At 71.1% G+C, this 16,656-nt stretch carries 18 protein-coding genes and 1 pseudogene; 13 read left to right on the top strand and 6 right to left on the bottom strand.

The genetic code is table 11. The features are described 5' to 3' along the window. Positions 1–4: 4 nt before the first annotated feature. From FIV44_RS09395 to FIV44_RS09380, 4 genes are read left to right on the top strand one after another with little or no spacing between them, the layout of a single operon-like run. On the top strand, positions 5–1,624 hold the full coding sequence (locus FIV44_RS09395) for a thiamine pyrophosphate-binding protein (RefSeq protein WP_181411069.1): 1,620 nt from the start codon (positions 5–7) through the stop codon (positions 1,622–1,624). A gap of 14 nt (positions 1,625–1,638) precedes the next feature. Next, positions 1,639–1,944: a Dabb family protein gene (locus tag FIV44_RS09390; RefSeq protein ID WP_141004208.1), complete on the top strand. Its 306-nt coding sequence runs from the start codon at positions 1,639–1,641 to the stop codon at positions 1,942–1,944. A 4-nt stretch (positions 1,945–1,948) separates the two neighbouring features. Next, the gene (locus FIV44_RS09385) at positions 1,949–3,049 is read left to right on the top strand and encodes a zinc-dependent alcohol dehydrogenase (protein ID WP_141004207.1); all 1,101 of its coding nucleotides are present in this window, start codon (positions 1,949–1,951) and stop codon (positions 3,047–3,049) included. A 10-nt stretch (positions 3,050–3,059) separates the two neighbouring features. Further along, on the top strand, positions 3,060–4,187 hold the full coding sequence (locus tag FIV44_RS09380; RefSeq protein ID WP_141004206.1) for a zinc-binding dehydrogenase: 1,128 nt from the start codon (positions 3,060–3,062) through the stop codon (positions 4,185–4,187). On the opposite strand, the gene FIV44_RS09375 is transcribed toward FIV44_RS09380, so the two are convergent. After that, entirely contained in the window at positions 4,153–5,049 is an 897-nt protein-coding gene (locus FIV44_RS09375) for an amidohydrolase family protein (RefSeq protein ID WP_181411068.1), read from the bottom strand. The two genes, FIV44_RS09380 and FIV44_RS09375, sit on opposite strands and share 35 nt — an antisense overlap. A 100-nt stretch (positions 5,050–5,149) precedes the next feature. Here FIV44_RS09375 and FIV44_RS09370 point away from each other — a divergent pair, with 100 nt between their 5' ends. From FIV44_RS09370 to FIV44_RS09350, 5 genes and pseudogenes are all read left to right on the top strand, one after another. Next, on the top strand, positions 5,150–6,352 hold the full coding sequence (locus FIV44_RS09370; protein ID WP_141004204.1) for a cytochrome P450: 1,203 nt from the start codon (positions 5,150–5,152) through the stop codon (positions 6,350–6,352). A gap of 40 nt (positions 6,353–6,392) precedes the next feature. After that, complete coding sequence (locus FIV44_RS09365; protein ID WP_141004203.1) at positions 6,393–6,608, top strand: ferredoxin; 216 nt, start codon at positions 6,393–6,395, stop codon at positions 6,606–6,608. Next, positions 6,605–7,801, top strand: coding sequence for an NAD(P)/FAD-dependent oxidoreductase (locus tag FIV44_RS09360; protein WP_141004202.1), 1,197 nt, complete (start codon positions 6,605–6,607; stop codon positions 7,799–7,801). Before FIV44_RS09365 ends, FIV44_RS09360 begins: the two co-directional genes overlap by 4 nt. Positions 7,802–7,804: 3 nt before the next feature. Beyond that, positions 7,805–8,406, top strand: a pseudogene (folE, locus tag FIV44_RS09355) (GTP cyclohydrolase I FolE). Positions 8,407–8,461: 55 nt separating this feature from the next. Beyond that, the gene (locus FIV44_RS09350; protein ID WP_141004201.1) at positions 8,462–10,024 is read left to right on the top strand and encodes a class I adenylate-forming enzyme family protein; all 1,563 of its coding nucleotides are present in this window, start codon (positions 8,462–8,464) and stop codon (positions 10,022–10,024) included. A 203-nt stretch (positions 10,025–10,227) separates the two neighbouring features. On the opposite strand, the gene FIV44_RS09345 is transcribed toward FIV44_RS09350, so the two are convergent. From FIV44_RS09345 to FIV44_RS31230, 5 genes are all read right to left on the bottom strand, one after another. Continuing rightward, positions 10,228–10,653, bottom strand: a complete 426-nt coding sequence (locus FIV44_RS09345) for a Sec-independent protein translocase subunit TatA/TatB (protein WP_141004200.1) — start codon at positions 10,651–10,653, stop codon at positions 10,228–10,230. Further along, positions 10,641–11,396 carry a twin-arginine translocase subunit TatC gene (gene tatC / locus FIV44_RS09340; RefSeq protein WP_141004199.1) on the bottom strand — a complete coding sequence of 252 codons (756 nt, stop codon included), beginning with the start codon at positions 11,394–11,396 and terminating at the stop codon, positions 10,641–10,643. Before tatC ends, FIV44_RS09345 begins: the two co-directional genes overlap by 13 nt. Further along, complete coding sequence (locus FIV44_RS09335) at positions 11,393–11,596, bottom strand: twin-arginine translocase TatA/TatE family subunit (protein ID WP_141004198.1); 204 nt, start codon at positions 11,594–11,596, stop codon at positions 11,393–11,395. Before FIV44_RS09335 ends, tatC begins: the two co-directional genes overlap by 4 nt. Then, the gene (locus FIV44_RS31235) at positions 11,593–12,084 is read right to left on the bottom strand and encodes a peptidase associated/transthyretin-like domain-containing protein (RefSeq protein ID WP_219996366.1); all 492 of its coding nucleotides are present in this window, start codon (positions 12,082–12,084) and stop codon (positions 11,593–11,595) included. The genes FIV44_RS09335 and FIV44_RS31235 overlap by 4 nt, the downstream gene beginning before the upstream one ends. Positions 12,085–12,195: 111 nt before the next feature. Further along, positions 12,196–12,597, bottom strand: a complete 402-nt coding sequence (locus tag FIV44_RS31230) for a hypothetical protein (RefSeq protein WP_219996365.1) — start codon at positions 12,595–12,597, stop codon at positions 12,196–12,198. Here FIV44_RS31230 and FIV44_RS09325 point away from each other — a divergent pair. From FIV44_RS09325 to FIV44_RS09310, 4 genes are all read left to right on the top strand, one after another. Beyond that, positions 12,596–13,546, top strand: a complete 951-nt coding sequence (locus FIV44_RS09325) for a tyrosine-protein phosphatase (RefSeq protein WP_141004197.1) — start codon at positions 12,596–12,598, stop codon at positions 13,544–13,546. The genes FIV44_RS31230 and FIV44_RS09325 overlap by 2 nt on opposite strands. A 90-nt stretch (positions 13,547–13,636) precedes the next feature. Beyond that, complete coding sequence (locus tag FIV44_RS09320) at positions 13,637–14,965, top strand: PucR family transcriptional regulator (RefSeq protein ID WP_141004196.1); 1,329 nt, start codon at positions 13,637–13,639, stop codon at positions 14,963–14,965. Continuing rightward, on the top strand, positions 14,962–15,660 hold the full coding sequence (locus FIV44_RS09315) for an SDR family oxidoreductase (RefSeq protein WP_141004195.1): 699 nt from the start codon (positions 14,962–14,964) through the stop codon (positions 15,658–15,660). Before FIV44_RS09320 ends, FIV44_RS09315 begins: the two co-directional genes overlap by 4 nt. Next, positions 15,660–16,649, top strand: coding sequence for an NADPH:quinone oxidoreductase family protein (locus FIV44_RS09310; RefSeq protein ID WP_141004194.1), 990 nt, complete (start codon positions 15,660–15,662; stop codon positions 16,647–16,649). The genes FIV44_RS09315 and FIV44_RS09310 overlap by 1 nt, the downstream gene beginning before the upstream one ends. Positions 16,650–16,656 lie beyond the last annotated feature (7 nt).

Here is a 16,656-nt window from a genome sequence, read left to right as displayed (position 1 = left end):
ACCGGTGCGGGTCTGTGAGCGCATCGCCGACGTCCTCGCCCAAGACGGAGTCGACACCGTCTTCGCGGTGCCGGGGGACGCCAACCTGTTCGTCGTGGACGTGATGAGCCGTGTCCGGGCCGTCCGTGTCGTCACGGCCGGCCACGAGGCCGGCGCGGTGACGATGGCGGACGGCTACGGCAGGGTCCGCGGTGAGGTCGGCGTGGCCTCGGTCACCCACGGCCCCGGTCTCACCAACACCATCACGGCTCTGGTGGAGGCGGTCCGCAACCGCAGCAGCCTCCTGCTGCTGGTCGGAGACACCTCGGTGACCCGGCCCTTCCACCTGCAGAACATCGACCAGCGTGAGCTGGTGAAGGCGACCGGTGCACGGTTCCGCGAGATCCGGTCGGCGGCCACCGCCGCCGACGACACTCGCCGGGCGCTGCACGAGGCCGCCTCGGGGCGCGGCCCGGTGGTGCTCAACTACTCCGCCGACCTCGTCCACGAGCAGGTTCCCGCCGACCGCGAGGTGCCACCGCCGCCCTGTCTGCCGGGAGGGGCTCCCCGTCTCGACGTCCTCCGGCAGGGCGCCGATGAGAACGCATTGGACGAGGCGTTGGGCATCATGGCGAGCGCACGGCGTCCCGTGATCCTGGCCGGACGCGGCGCGGTCGGATCGGGCGCTCGCGCGGAGCTGCTCGCCCTGGCCGAGCAGCTGGGTGCGCCGCTGGCGACCACGCTGATGGCCAAGGACTGGTTCCGCGGTGAGGCCGCCGACATCGGAGTCTGCGGGACCCTGGCCACACCGCAGGCCGGTGAGCTGATCGGTCAAGCCGACTGCCTGGTCGCCTTCGGCGCCTCGCTCAACCCGCTGACCACGGCCTCCGGAGACCTGGTCCGGGGCACGACGTTGATCCACTGCGACGCCGACGCGGCGGCCTTCGCGCGCTTCACCGACGCGCAGGTGAGGGTGCACGGGGACGTCCGGACCGTCGCACGAGCGATGCTGTCCAGTCTGGCCGGGATGGAGCCGACCTCGACCTACCGCTCGCGGGTGGCCGCTGTGGCGCAGACCGTGCCCGACGTGCGCTCCGGGCTCGACCCGGTCGAGGCGACCGACTTCCTCGACGCCGCGCTGCCCGCCGAGCGCACCCTCGTCCTCGACGCGGGGCGCTACATGGGAATACCGATGCGTCGGTTCCACGTCAGCGACCCGGGAGACTTCGTCTTCACCTGCAACTTCGGATCGATCGGCCTCGGCACGGGGGCCGCGGTGGGCGCGGCGCTGGCGCGCCCGGATCGGCCGACGGTCCTGTGCGTAGGCGACGGAGGTTTCGTCATGGGCGGGCTGGCCGAGTTCAACTCCGCCGTACGCCACGGCGCCGACCTCGTCGTCGTTCTCTACAACGACGCCGCCTACGGGGCGGAATACATCCAGCTCGAGCGCGCTGGACTGCCGACGGCACTCTCCGAGTTCGCCTGGCCCGACATGGCCGCGCTGGCGACCAGCCTGGGCGGCCAGGGCATCGGCGTCGACGGCCCCGACGACCTGCCCCGCGCGCTCGAGGCGATCAACCAGCGCACCGGGCCGGTGCTCGTCGACCTCCGGCTCGACCCGACCCAGATCCCACCCATCCACTGATCGATCGGTAGGCGATGTTCCAGCTCATCATCCTGGCCCAGCTCAAGGAGGGCGCCGACCCGCTCCCGCTCATGGAGTTCCTGCGTGCCGAGCTGCCCCGGCAGGTGCCGACGGTCCGTCGCTCCGAGGTGCGCGAGGACCTCGGGCTGACCAAGCACCTCGGGCACAACGCCACCTTCTGCTGGATCGTCGACTTCGACGACCAGGCGGGATGGCAGGTCTATCGCGACAGCGCTGCGCACGACACATTGTGCGAGCTGCTGTTCCCCGTGGCCGAGCAGTACCTGGCCACGCAGACGATCGTCGAAGTGGAGGGATGAGAACGTGGTCCGAGCGATGGTGATGGAGGACTTCGGCAGGATCGTGGCGCGCGACCTTCCCCGCCCAGCGGCGCCGCCGGGCGGGGCGCTGATCCGGGTCCTCGCCAACGGCATCTGCGGGAGCGATCTCGCCCTGTACTCCGGTGAGATGAGAAACCCCGGAGGCAAGCCGCCCGCCTTTCCCATGATCACCGGACACGAGCCGGTCGGCGAGATCGTGGAGATCGACGACGACGCCGCCCGCCGCTGGGATGTCGCGGTCGGTGACCGCATCGTCGTCGAGTCCAGGGCGCGCTGCGGCGTCTGCGCCGGCTGCCGCGACGGTGATGACTGCACCGACGCGATGATCTACTCGCTGCGCGGCCTCGACGACCACGAGGGACTGTGGGGCGGTCTCTGCGAGTACATGTGCGTGGTCGGCGGCTCCAACGTGTTCAAGGTGCCGGTCCATGTCAGCGACCTCGACGCCACGATGTTCAACCCGCTCGGGAACGCCTTCTATTGGGTCGCCGAGACCGCCCAGGTGAGGCCCGGGGAGTCCGTGCTCGTCCTCGGTGCGGGCCAGCGTGGCCTGTGCTGCGCGGCGGCCGCCGCAGAGGCAGGCGCGGCGCGGGTGATCGTCACCGGCCTGCGTCGGGATCAGGCCAAGCTGGCACTGGCCGGCAGCTTCGGCGCGACCGACGTGGTGATCGTCGACGAGGAGGACACCGTCGCTCGGGTGCGCGAGCTGCTCCACGGCCGGCCTCTGGACGTGGTGGTCGACACCGTCCCCGTGGCCGTGGAGCCGCTGCGCGACGCGGTGGAGCTGCTCCGGCCGCGGGGGCGGCTGGTGTTGGCGGGGGTGCGGGAGGAGGGCGCCGCGCCATTCGCGCTGGAGCGGTTCCGGATCAAGCAGCTCACCATGCACGGCGTGTCCGGAACCACCGCCACGGCCGTGGGCCGCGCCATGGCGACCATCGCTGCGGGCGCCTATCCCTTCCATCTGCTGCACTCCCACGTCATGGGCCTCGGCCGCGCCGTGGAGGCCATCGAGCTGCTCGGGCCTGCCGGCGCGCGGGCCGAGCAGGCGCCGATCCACGTCGTCGTGCGTCCGAGCGAGCCCTGAGCGGCCCGGCGTGACGGAGAGGTCGGCCCGGGTCGTCACCCTGACGCGGTTCGGCGCCGAGCCGGAGGTGAGGTCGGTGCCGCTGCCGGACGTGCTCGAGCCGGGGGCCGTTCTGGTCGAGGTGGAGTGTGCGACGGTCTGCGGTACCGACGTCCACGCGTGGCGAGGCGACCTGAAGCCCGATCTCGATCTGAGTGAGGGCTACGTGCTGGGCCACGAGTGCGTCGGCCGCGTCGTGGCCTTCGGGCCGGGGCCGCAGGAGGATACCCTGGGCGATCCGCTCGCCGTCGGCGACAGGTTGGTGTGGACCGGGGAGTCCTGTGGCCGATGCCCGGAGTGCACCGGCCTGGGGGAGCCGGGGCTGTGCCTGCGCCGCCGTGGCTATCTCACCGATCCGTCGAGCCGGTTCCCGTTCGTGACCGGCTCCTTCGCGGAGTACGCCTATGTCTATCCGCGCGCCGAGCGGGTCAGGGTCCCGGACGAGGTGAAGTCGACCTGGGCCTCCGCCGCCAGCTGTGCGCTGCGCACCGTCGTGCACGGATTCGAGAGGCTGGGGCGCATCGGACATGCGCAGAGCGTCCTGATCCAGGGCGCGGGCCCGCTGGGCCTGTTCGCGGTGGCGGTCGCCCGACGCGCCGGGGCGCGCCGCATCATCGTCGTCGGCGACCCGGCGCCACGGCTCGACGTCGCCCGGGCCTGGGGCGCGGACATCGTGGTGCCGCTCTCCGTGGCCGGCGGCCAGCGCGCCGAGACGGTCCTGGACGCCACCGACGGGCGCGGTCCCGATGTGGTGATCGAGGCGTCCGGCTCCCCGGAGGCCTTCGAGGAGGGCTTCGAGCTCGCCCGGATCGGCGCTCGCTACCTGAGCCTGGGAGCAGTCGGACCGGCGAGGGCTCGCGTCTCGCCCGGCGTGCTCAACCGCAAGCAGCTGACCGTCCTGGGCACGTGGTCGGCCTCGGCGCGCCATCTGCGCGACGCGCTGGCCTTCCTCGCGGCCGCGCGCGGCGAGGTCGACTTCGACCTCCTCCTCTCCGGTGACTACAGCCTCGACTCGGTGGGCGCCGCGCTGGTCGGCATGCTCGAGGGGCGTGAGGTCAAGCCGGTCATCTGGATGGCCCCGCGAGACCCAGGAGCCTGACCGCCGTACCTCCCAGCAGCATCGCCCGCTGCTCGGCGGACCAGGCCCGATGGCACCGGACGTAGTCCACCGCGTCCGCGTAGCTCAGTGAGTCGAGGTGCTGATTGATGTCGCTGCCCCACAGCAGCCGGTCCGTGCCGAAGGCCGCGACATAGCGGTCCAGGAGGGCGAGGACGTCGGGGAACGGGAACCGTTCCCGGGACAGCTCGGGCGCCGCCGAGCACTTGATGTGGATGTTGGGGATCGCCGCGAGCGCGAGCACCTGGTCCGCCAGTCGCCACCGTCGCTCGCGTGGCGCGTCGATCCACAGCCCCAGGTGATCCACCACGATGGGCGTCGCCGGACGGCTGGTCGCGAGGGCGGCGAGTCGATCGAGGCTGCCCATCGGGCTGACGAAGAGGGGGAGGCCGGCGTCCGCCACGTCCTCCAGGAACGAGCCGGCTCCCACGCCTCGTCCGGGTGCGCCCGCGTCCGGCGTCCCCAGGAAGACCCGGAGCCCGACCAGATCCCGCTGACCCACCGTCCAGTCCAGATACGAGGCGAGATCGGGGACCGTGTCGTCGACATAGGCCACGACGACGAAACGTCCGGGGAACCGCGCCGCGGCGTCCAGGGCGTAGGACGGGTCGGTGCCGTAGAGGAACGTCGAGGTCAGCACGGCGACATCGACCCCGGCCTCGTCCATCATGACGACGACGCGCTCGGCGGAGTGATCGCCGGTCTCGTACAGCGGCCGGAGCCGGGCGGGCAGGCGCCTCAGGTGCTGCTCCGACCACGGGAATCGCGGGGTCGAGGAAACCCAGGCATGGACCTGAGCGTCGACGAGCGGAGTATCGGAAGGATCTTTCATCGATGACCACACATACTCTTGATTTGACTGTTGATCACTGACAAAGTGTGTCGCAGTAGCCACGATCCGGCCAGTCCCGATCGATCGCGCACACGAGGGAGTCGGCACAACCATGACCCACAGCGAGAGCACGTGGCCTCAGCGGCGGGAGGCCGGTTGCCCGATCGACCCGCCGGCCGTCATCGCGCGCCTGCGCGAGGAGCACGCGGGTCCGGCCCGGGTCAGGCTCTACGACGGCACGACGCCGTGGCTGGTCACCCGCTACCGCGACGTGAAGGCGGTGTTGGCCGATCGCGCGATGTCCGCCGACCCGCGCACGCCCGGGTTCCCGCATCCGTCGGAGAAGACCAAGGTCGGCCGTTCGAAGCTGCGGAACTTCCAGCGGATGGACCCGCCCGAGCACGACGACCACCGCCGGATGCTGGCACCGGCGTTCTCGCTGGCGAACGTGGAGCAGAAGCGTCCCTTCGTGGAGGAGACCGTCGAACTGCTCCTCGACGACCTCGAGAAGTCGGGCCCGGGGGCCGACCTGGTGAGCCTGGTCGCGGAGCCGCTGCCCGCCCGCGTCACCTGTCAACTGTTGGGCCTTCCGCTGAGCGACAGCGAGTTCTTCCAGTACTGCGTCAAGACGTGGACGAGTGAAACGAAGTCACCCGAGGAGGGCGCCCGGGCCTCCGAGGAGCTGCTGCAGTACTTCGCGGACCTCGTCGCCGACCGCAACGAGCATCGCGGCGAGGACCTGGTGTCGCAGATGATCCGGGACCACGTCGACCCCGGACGGCTGTCCCTCGACGAGCTCGAGCACATGCTGTTCCTGCTCCTGGTGGGCGGCTTCGACACCACGGCCAACATGATCGCGGTGGGGATGCTCGTCCTCTTCCAGAACCCCGAGCAGCTGGTCCAGCTGCGGCGTTCGCCGGACCTGTGGCCCGGCGCCATCGAGGAGCTGTTGCGCTACGTCACCCCGGCGCACGAGGTCGGCTACCGACTCGCGCTGGAGGATCGTGAGGTCGGCGGCTGCCCGGTCTCGGCGGGCGAGGGCGTCATCGCGCCCATCATGGCGGCCAACCGCGACCCGAACGTCTTCGTGGACCCCGATCGGCTCGACATCCACCGCAACGCCCGGCACCACGTGGCCTTCGGGTTCGGTGTCCACCAGTGCCTCGGCCAGCCGCTGGCACGGCTCGAGCTCTCGATCGTCTTCCGTCGACTCCTCGAGCGGTTCCCGGACCTGCACCTCGCCTGCGAGCCCCACGAGCTCGAGTACACCGAAGCATTGGTCGTCGGCGTCCACTCCTTGCCCGTCGCGTGGTGAGCCACGCCCGCACACCACCACGACCGATCTGGAGCATCCCATGACCAGCACGCGCATCACCGTCGTTCCCGACCGCTGTATCGGGGCCGGCAACTGCGTGGACGTCGCCCCCGGCCACTTCGCGCAGGACGCCGCGACCGGTCTCGTGGTCCAGCTGCGCGAGGAGGTCGTGCCCGAGGAGCTCGGCGCCGTCCAGATGGCGGTCGACGTCTGTCCGGTGATGGCCATCGAGCTCACCGCGACCGATACGGCATGAAGAACGTCATCGTCGTCGGTGGCTCGATCGCCGGACTCAGCGCGGTGCGCGCTCTGCGTGCCAAGGGCTTCGACGGTCAGATCACCGTCCTCGACCGCGATCCGGTCGCGCCCTATCGCAAGCCCGAGCTGAGCAAGGGGATCCTGTCCGGCCGCATACGGCCGGAGGACATCGCCATCGAGTGGCCTGCCGATCTCGGCGCTGAGCGCTGGCACGGCGCCGCGACGGCGGTGGACCTGCACCGGCGGCGGCTGGGCGTCGAGGTCGATCGCGCGTCGCTGCAGCTTCCGTTCGACGGGCTGGTGATCGCCTCCGGGAGTGAGGCCCGACGCCACCCGACCTACGCCGCGGATGCCGGCGTCCACGTTGTCCGCACCCTCGCCGATGCCACCGCTCTGGCCGACGAGGTCGCGCTGGCCGCCGCGGTCGTCGTGGTCGGAGGCGGCTTCCTGGGTCTGGAGGCCGCCGCCTCCGTGCGCCATCAGGGCAAGCCTGTGACCGTGGTGGAGGCCGGCCCGGCTCTCCTCGGCGCCCGGCACGGTGCCGCCATGTCCGGGGCGGTCGCCGACCTGCATCGCGCGCACGGCGTTGATGTCCGACTTGCGGAGACGGTGGACGACATCGAGCTGGTGGGCGGCCGCGTGGCCGCCGTGAGACTCTCTCGCTCAGGCACCATCGAGGCCGATCTGGTCATCTGGTCGACCGGAGCCACACTCGACCTCGGGTGGCTCAACGGCATTCCGGCGGCCACCCGTGACGGGGTCCTGTGCCGTCCGGACTGCTCGGTCTTCGGCCTCGAGGGAGTCGTCGCCGCCGGCGACGTCGCGCGGCTGTACAACCAGCGCTTCAACGTCTCGATGCGCGTGGAGCACTGGACCAACGCCATCGAGCAGGGAACTGCGGCCGCGGCGACGCTGCTGGGCCGGGGAACGCCGCTGGTGAGCGTCCCGTACGTCTGGTCCCACCAGTTCGACCACAAGCTCGAGATGATCGGATGTCCGGGTGTCGCCGAGACCTCCGGTGTCGTGCGACCCGACGGGGGCGGTCTGATCGTGGAGTTCCGTCGCAGATCCGAGCTGGTCGGCGCGAGCTCGCTGGCAGCGGGAAAGAGCCTGCTCGCGCCATATCGGGCGCAACTGATGCGCCACGGCACTTCCCGCTCACTCCAGCCCGATCCCGCGGACCGGCGGTAGCGAGTGTCGGCAGCTGCCCCTGCGGCCCCGGCGTTCGACCGTCCGCGCGCGGAGGCGGCCGTCCGCGAGCTCCTCGCCGCCATCGGCGAGGACCCGGACCGCGAGGGTCTGCGCGAGACCCCCGCGCGCGTGGCCCGTGCGTACGCCGAGCTGACCGCCGGCCTGCGGATGGCCCCGAGGACGTGCTCACCACCACCTTCGACCTCGGCCACGACGAGATGGTGCTGGTCCGCGACATCGAGCTGTGGTCGATGTGCGAGCACCACCTGGTGCCGTTCACCGGCGTCGCGCACGTCGGCTACATCCCCGCCGAGAGCGGCAAGATCACCGGTCTGTCCAAGCTGGCCCGCCTGGTCGACGTCTACGCCAAGCGCCCTCAGGTCCAGGAGCGGCTCACCACCCAGGTCGCCGACTCGCTCATGGAGATCCTCGATGCCCGCGGCGTGATCGTGGTGATCGAGGCCGAGCACCTGTGCATGACCATGCGCGGCGTCCGCAAGGCCGGCGCCCGGACGATCACCTCCGCCGTCCGCGGCACCATGGTCTCGAGCCACGCCACCCGCGCCGAAGCCATGGCCCTGATCCACCGTGGGAGGACCAGATGAACGACAAGTCGCCACTGGTGAGTCCGGTTGGTCGGCATCAGGGAGATGTCGCGCCGTGAGCGTCGAGCGCTGTGCGCCCGAACCCCGGTTCATCGAGGTCATCGAGGCTCATGCGGCGCAGACCCCCGAGGCGATGGCGGTCGAGGATGAATGCACCCAGATGTCCTACGCACAGCTGTGGATGCAGGCGATGGAGGTCGCGGGCGGGCTCGGCGCGGTGGGAGTGCAGCCGGGGCAGAGGGTGGCTCTTGCCGTGGCACCGAGCGCACACGCCCTCGCGACAGTTCTCGGGTGCATGATCGCCGGTGTCGCGGCCGCGCCGATCAATCCCCGCTTCACCACCACCGAGGTCGACGCCTACTTCGAGGTCCTTGCCCCGAGTCTTCTGATCGGAGACGCTGCGGGAGGCCCACTTCTCGACGAGGTCGACGCCCGCCGCGATGTTCGGTGTCTGAGCATCGCGGACCTGTGCCGTCCCGCGGATGCTGTGGAGTCGAAGAGACCTGTCGTTCCGGTGGGCGCCAAGGCGCTGACGGAGGCGCCGGCGATCATCTTCGGTACGGGAGGCACGACCGGCCTCCCCAAGGCAGCAGCATGGAGCCATGAGTCACTCTGGCTCTACGGAGCCGCGTGCGCCCACGCGTTGGAGGTGCGCCGCACCGATGTCGAGCTCTTCTTCTCTCCCTTCTTCCACATCGCCCTGGCGACTGGTCCCCTCGGGACGCTGTTCGCCGGTGGAAGGGTGCAGTTCCTCGCTGGCTTCGACGCGGCGCGGGTGAACGCGGAGATCGCGACAGGTCGGGTCACCAGATTCTTCGCACCTCCCACCGCACTCGTTCGTCTCATGGAGCACCCGTCGTTCGATCGGACGAAGACCGGCCGCGTACGTCGGATCCTCTTCGGCTCCACCCGAAGTGAGCCGTCCTTGATCGGAAAGCTCACGGAGTCCTTCCCATCGACCGAGTTCATCACGGGCTATGGCGCCACCGAGTTCGGAGGTGTCCTACGGCTCCGCTCGTGGGAGCGGAGCGAGGCCGACGGGCCAGATGTCCTCGGATGGCCGGTGCCTGGCGTTCACGTGCGGATCGTTGGGCCTGACGGTGAGGACCTCCCGATCGGGGCGAGCGGTGAGATCGTCGCTCGCGCTCCGTGGCAGATGGACGGCTATCTCGGGGAAGCAGGGACCAACGAGTCGGCGTTCGTGAGGGGCGGAGTGCGCTCGGGAGACCTCGGCCTACGCCGGGCCGACGGATCGATCTTGATGCAAGGCCGTGTCAAGGACCTCATCATCACCGGAGGTGAGAACGTCTTCCCGATCGAGGTCGAGAGCGTCCTGTCCCGGCATAGGGACGTGCACGAAGCTGCTGTGTTCGGCGTACCGGACCCAGATTGGGGTGAGCGAGTCGAGGCAGCGGTCGTCCTCGGCGGCGGCCTTGTACTAGCCGGTGCTCGACACGAAGACGAACTGCGCAACTTCGCTCGGACGCATCTCGCTAGCTACAAGACACCGAAGCGAATCCACATTCTCGATTCGATGCCGCTCACGCCCGCGATGAAGATCGACAAGCGAGCGTTGAGGGAGCGGTTCGCTGGCGTCAAAGATCGCGACGGGGCTTGAGCACGAGTCCTTCCGCGCCCGGCTTCGACATCGGCTACCGCGACGTCGAAGGCCGGAAGCGGGCTGCTGTCCGAGCAGATGGCCGGCTTCGGCTGGCCGACCCCGCAGCAGCCGCCGACTGGGACCTGCGGCCTGATTCGCGGAGGCGCGAGGAGCGGACGCGCTCGTACGTCGAGGCCGACCAGGAGATCGGCCGACTGGCCCTAGTCGACCTCCGCCGCTCTCCGTCGCGGGTCGTCCTCCGGCAGCGAGGCGATGAGGACGCGGCGGGGATGGGCCGCGGAGCCGGTCACCAGGTACCTCTGGCCGGGGCGTACCCGCTGCGCCTCCTCGAGCAGTTCGGCACTCGGCGCCTCGGTCGGTTCGAGCAGGTCGGCGGGCTCGTCGAGCGCGTCCCGGACGATCCGCCGCGGGTCGTACCGACGCGGGTCGAGCGACTCCCAGTCGGTGCCCTGGAGGGAGACGCCCATCTCGCGCTCGGCCTGGGTGCGGGCGTCCGCGAGGAGGCCGCGCAGCGTCCGCACGAGGTCGGCGAGGCGCTGGGCGTAGACCGGCAGGCGATGGGGGCCCACGAGGAGCCCGGCGACGACCGCCACCAGGAGGAGCTTCTCGAACGTCAGGCCGAACATGGCGTGGACCTCCGGGCGTCGTGCAGGTGGGTGATGAGCAGGGCGAGGCCGAAGAGCGCGGACATCGGCACGGCGACCAGGAACATCGAGAGGACGTCCGCGGCCGGGGTCACGAGGGCGCTGAACAGCACGATGACGACGACGATCAGCCGCCAGCTCCGGCGCAGGGTGCGGGACGACACCACGCCGAGGACGTTCAGCATCACCATGAGGACGGGGAGCACGAACGAGATGCCGGTGGCGACCACGACCTTCATCACGAAGTCGACGTAGTAGGCCGCGGAGAGGATCGTGCTGTCCTCGTCGGAGGAGAAGCCGGTCAGCATGCTCACCATGTGGGGGAAGAGCAGGAAGCCGAACAGGCAACCGGCCGCGAAGAGGGGTACGGCGGCGAGCGTGAACCCGACGGCGTACCGCCTCTCGCGGCGGGTCAGGCCCGGCGTCACGAAGGCGAACAGCTGGTGGAGCCAGACCGGGCTCGACAGCACGATGCCGGTGAACAGGGAGATCCTGAGCTTCAGGTCGAACGCGCCGGTGACGGTGTCGTAGTTGAGGCTGGCCTGGCGCGAGGTCGCGAGCTCCTCGATCGGGGTGCGCAGCACGTCAAGGACCTGGCCGGAGAGCAGGTAGCCGGCGATCGTGCCGACGAGCAGCGCCACCGCCGCGCGGGTCCCGCGTCGTCGGGCCTCCCGCAGGTGGCCGGCGAGGGGCATGGTGCCCCGCGCGGCGGTGACGGCGGTCATGACGCGTGGCGGGTCGGGACCGGCTCGACGACGGCGGTCGCGGCCTCCTGCTCCTCGGCGCCCTGCTGCGCCTCGTCCTTGAGGATGCGCAGCGACTGCCCGACGCTCCGGGCGAGCGAGGGCAGCTTCGAGGAGCCGAAGAGGAGGAGGGCGATCGTGAGGATCACGAGGGCGTGCCAGCCCGTGAGGTTCTGCATCATGGTGGTTCTCCTTGCTGGGGATGGGTGATGGATGGGGAGGTCGGGCCGCGCCGGGCTACTGGCCGGGGCGCCCGAGGGAGGGGTGCCGCCGTTCGGGGCTGGCTGAGGCCCGGCTCGGTCGTGGTGTCGACGGCGACGGCCAGCGACCCGACGTACCCGGAGGTCGGGTCGCCGGTGAAGGTGCCCATCTGGAGGTCGTAGCCGTCGCTGAAGACGTTGTCGGTGGCCAGGCTCACCTGGGTGAGGTTGTCGGCGGAGCCGGGGTAGGTGTCGAGGGTGTAGACCTCGTCGAGCATGTCCTCGGGGAAGGCGACCTGCGAGGTGGCGATGGCGTTCTCGACGTTCGTGGCGGAGGCGGCGTCGGGGTAGACCTCGAAGTGGATGTGGGTCCAGCGGCCGGTGTAGCAGCCCGGCACGATGGTCTGGAAGGTCGCCTCGCCGTTGCTGTCGGTCACCTGGATGCCGCGGAGGTAGGTCTCGTCCTCCACCCCTCGGTGTACATCGAGTAGCGGCCCTGCGCATCGCACTGCCATGCGTAGACCGCCACCCCTCGAACGGGATGTCGCCGTTGGCCATGTCGGTGACGGCGAAGGTGAAGGTCAGCGGCACGCCCTCGACGGTCGTGCCGCCGTCGAGGCTCGAGGTGATGTCGCTGCGGACGATGCCCGACTCCTCGAGGACGTTGACGCCGTTGCTGCCGTCCGCGGGGTAGGGACCGTTGGTCTCCTCGGGATCTCCCCGTCGGACGTCGTCGCGGTCCCGTCGCTCGACCCGGAGCCGCTCGAGGAGCTCGTGCCGCTCGTGCCGCCCGAGGAGCAGGCGGCGAGCGCCAGCGCGCCGGCGCCGATGCCGACGACGCTCAGGACCCGGCGCCGGGTCAGCAGCGTCGCCATGTCGAAGGCCGCGCCCTGGTCGACCACCTCGTCCTCGGGGCGGACGAGCGGACGCCCCTCGTAGACTGGTCCGGCGGCCGTCTCGTCGGGTTCTGGGCTGGGGCTCATGGCGATGCCTCCTGGCACTCGGTGGGATGCGTACGACCGTCAATCTGTCAGCGGCGCCTGTGTCCCCGATGTGTGCCGGATATCCGGCTGCTGCGAGATGTCTGTGGCCTTCCTGTGGGCCGCGCCGGCGCCGCTCGTCCTCGCGCCGACTGTCGGACTCCACAGTCCCGGCGGGACGCCGTGTGGTGCCGGCGCCGAGCCGCGAGGAACCCTCGTCCCCGTGCCCTTCGAGTCCACCCAGCCGGTCGTGCCAGGAGATCGTGTCCACCTCGTCCCGGGGTCGCACAACGTGCGTGACCTGGGTGGACTCCGGACCCGGTCAGGACGCACCGTCCGGACGGGGCGGGTGTACCGCAGCGACTATCCGTCCTTCCTGGAGGTCGACGCCACGGCCATCGCCCGCTTCGGGCTCGCCACGGTCGTGGACCTGCGCCGGGGCACCGAGGCCGCGGAGGAGTGCATCGACTGGGGTGGTCGAGGGGTGGCCTACCGGCGGTGGCCGCTGACCGCCGGCCGGGAGAGCTCGTGGCACGCCCGCTACACGTCGTACCTGACGCGGCGTCCGGAGACCGTGGTCGGGGCGGTGCGTGAGGTGATGCGCCCCGCCGCGCACACGGTGCTCTTCCACTGCGCCGCGGGCAAGGATCGCACCGGCGTCCTGGCGGCCCTGCTGCTCGCGGTCCTGGGGGTGGGCGAGGACGACATCGTGGCGGACTACCTCCTCTCCGCGGCGAGCGTGGAGCCGGTGATCGCGCGTCTCGTCGAGATGGAGATGTACGCCGGCATGCTGGCCGACAGCAGCGTGGACGAGCAGCTGCCCCGCGCCGAGCACATGCACCTGCTGCTGCGCTGGCTCGAACGGCACGGTGGCGCCGAGGCGTGGCTGGTCGAGCACGGCGTGCCCGCGGGCGAGCTGACGGACTTCCGCGACGTCATGCTGGAGCGCTGAGCCGTGGCCCATCTCTCTTGCATAAACGGTCATACCATTCTAATCTCGGAGCAATGTGACCGTCATCTCTTGAGTCGAGAGGGAGATCCCATGGCTGCTCCGACGACATCTGCGGCCGATCCCCGGCGGCGGTTCGAGGAACTCAACCGCCGGTACGCCGTGGAGCTGCGCCTGTCCGGGGTGTCCGCCGCAGGCGGAGGCATCAGTGGGCTCGTCCAGGCGGTCGCGGAGATGACGACGAACCCGATCTGGCTCATCGACCCGCAGCGGCGGGTGGTCTCGCGGTCGGCGCGCGCCCGGGGGTCGGACTTCCGGCCGCCCGAGGTCGCGGCTCTCCTGGAGCAGCACGGTCCGGCCGACCTCGGCGGCGCCGAGCCGATGCTCGTGCCCGCCCAGCCGGCGCGGGGCGTCGTCCGTCGACACCTCCTCATGCCGGTGCGCCGCGACGACTGCCTGTTCGCCTGGCTGGTCGTGGCGGAGGTGTCGGGGCGCTTCACCCGCGAGGACTCCGCGCTGGTCAGCAGGGCCGCCTTCCACCTCGCCAGTGAGTACGCCGTGCAGCGGCGCGTGGCCCGCGCCTCGTGGAACGCACGGGCGACGCTCGCCCGGCAGCTCGTGCGTGGGCACAGCCGTGACGACGACATCGCCGACGCGGCGGAGTATCTCGGCATCCAGGCCGAGGCCGACCGCGTCCTCGTCTACCTCGCCGACGCCGCCGGGGTCGCGGCGGGCGACGAGGAGGGGCTCACCGCCCAGGTCGGCGCCGATCTCGGCGTCGAGGTCCTCGCCTCCCGCGGGCGCGAGGGGACCGTCCTCCTCATCGAGGCGCCCGAGGGGGCGCCGCCCGTCGCCTTCGTCCACCAGGTCAAGCAGGCCATGCGCCGGCTGCTCGCCGCCGTGGGCCAGCCGCACGCGACCGTCGGTGTCTCCGGCGTCACCCGTCCCGCGGCCCTGCAGCGCGCGTACCGGGAGACCCGGGAGGTCGTGCTCTGCGTCGACCGCTTCGCGCGGACCTCGGAGCGGGTGATCGCCGTCGACGATCTCGGCCCGGCGCGGCTCTTCGTCGCCAACGGCGACCTCGGCGCGGTCCGGCGCTACGTCCAGGACGTCATCGGCGCGCTGCTCGACGGAGGTCCGGGAACGGCCGATCTCCTGCGGACACTGCAGTGCTTCTTCGACACCGGTCGCAGCGTCCGCGAGTCGGCCGCGCGCCTCGGCATCCACGAGAACACCGTGCGCCTACGGATGGCGAAGGTCCACGACCTCACCGGTCTCGACGTGGCCGCCGACGCCAACGACCAGCTCTCCGCCCAGACCGCGCTGCTCGTGCTGCGGCTCGAAGGGCATCCGGCGATCCCCCCGTTCGACGAACGGCACGGGTTCGCAGCCGACACCGATCGAGGGAAGGACACTGCATGACGCGCCGAGCACTGGTGACCGGGGCAGGCCGCGAGGGCGGCATCGGAGAGGCGATCGTCCGGCGCCTGACCGACGACGGCTTCGAGGTCGTGACCCTCGACAAGGAGCCCGGCTGCACCTGGCAGCTCGACATCGCCCGCGACGAGCTGCCCGACTTCGGCGAGATCGACGTGTATGTCGCGAACGCGGCCATCACCACGCTCTTCGGGGCGGCGCACACCTTCTCGTTGGAGAAGTGGCAGCTCGACCTCGACATCAACCTGACCGGGACCTTCCGCGTCCTGCAGCAGTGCCTGGCGGGCATGCGTGAGCGCCGATACGGCCGCATCGTGGTCATCTCGAGCACCTCGGGCACCCAGGGCATGCCGGCGCAGGTCTCCTACGCCACGTCGAAGGCCGGGCTCATCGGCATGGTCAAGACGGTCGCCGCCGAGAACGTGCGCCACGGCGTCACGGCGAACTGCGTGCTGCCGGGGATGACGGCGTCGTCGGGGATCCTCGGCATGCCCGAGGAGATCAAGGACGCGTGGCTCGCCAGCCTGCCGAACGGCTTCGTCGACCCCGCCGACATCGCCAACGGCGTGGCCTTCTTCGCGAGCGAGACCTCCGGCATGGTCACCGGCCAGCTGCTCACCGTCGACGGTGGCGACGAGCTGAACACCCGCTCGGTCACCTCGTCGGTGGCCCGCCGCTGATGCGCGGCCTGGTCGTTCGCGAGACCACGGGGCCGGACGCCGTCGAGCTCCGGGAGGACCTCTCCGAGCCGGCCGGCGCGCATCCGTGGGCCGAGGGCAGGCGACTGCTGGTCGAGGTGAAGGCGGCGGCGGTCGCCTTCCCCGACCTGCTGCAGAGCCGTGGCGCCTACCAGCACGGCACGCCGGCTCCCTACGTCACGGGCGGCGAGTACGCCGGAGTGGTGCTCGAGGCGCCCCCGGGATCCCGCTTCCGGCCGGGCGACCGGGTCGCCGGCCTCAGCGTCTGGGGCGCCGTGGCCGAGCGGGTCCTGGCCATCCCGCGCTACACCGTGCGGATCCCGGAGCACATGGCCTGGGCCGACGGCGCGGCGTACTTCCTCAACTACGCGACCGCGTGGTTCACCCTCCATCGTGCCGGCTTCCGGGACGGACAGTCGGTGCTGGTGCACGGGGCGGCCGGCGGCGTCGGCACGGCGACGCTCGACCTGCTGCGTGGCCGCGCCGCGCCCTCGATCGCGGTCGTCTCCTCGGAGGCCAAGGCGGCGGTCGCGAAGGAGAGCGGGGCCGACGTGGTGCTGAGGTCCGACGAGGCGTGGGCCCAGCAGGCCCGGGAGGTCGGCGGCAACGGCGTCGCCGTCGTCGTCGACACCGTCGGCGGCGACCGGTTCACCGACTCCCTGCGCGCCCTGGACGTCGGGGGCCAGCTGATGGTCGTCGGGTTCGCCGGCGGCTCGATCCCCGAGGTCAGGGTCAACCGCCTCCTGCTGCGCAATCTGAGCGTCGTCGGCGTCGCGCTCGACCCGTGGGAGCAGCGGTTCCCCGGCTACGCCCCCGAGCTGGTCGCCGGCCTGGAGGCCGTGGCCGCCGAGGGCCGGGTCCGGCCGTACGTCGGCCACCGGCTGCCCTTCGAGCGGGCCACGACCGCGCTCGGCATCCTCGACCGTCGGGAGGCGCTCGGCAAGGTCGTCATCGACGTCGCCGCGGGCTGACGCGGCC

Origin of the sequence: Nocardioides humi, assembly GCF_006494775.1 — a bacterium.
In the GTDB taxonomy this organism is placed as follows: domain Bacteria; phylum Actinomycetota; class Actinomycetes; order Propionibacteriales; family Nocardioidaceae; genus Nocardioides; species Nocardioides humi.
Note: the sequence above shows the minus strand (reverse complement) of the source record. Positions and strands in the feature narration are given on the sequence as shown.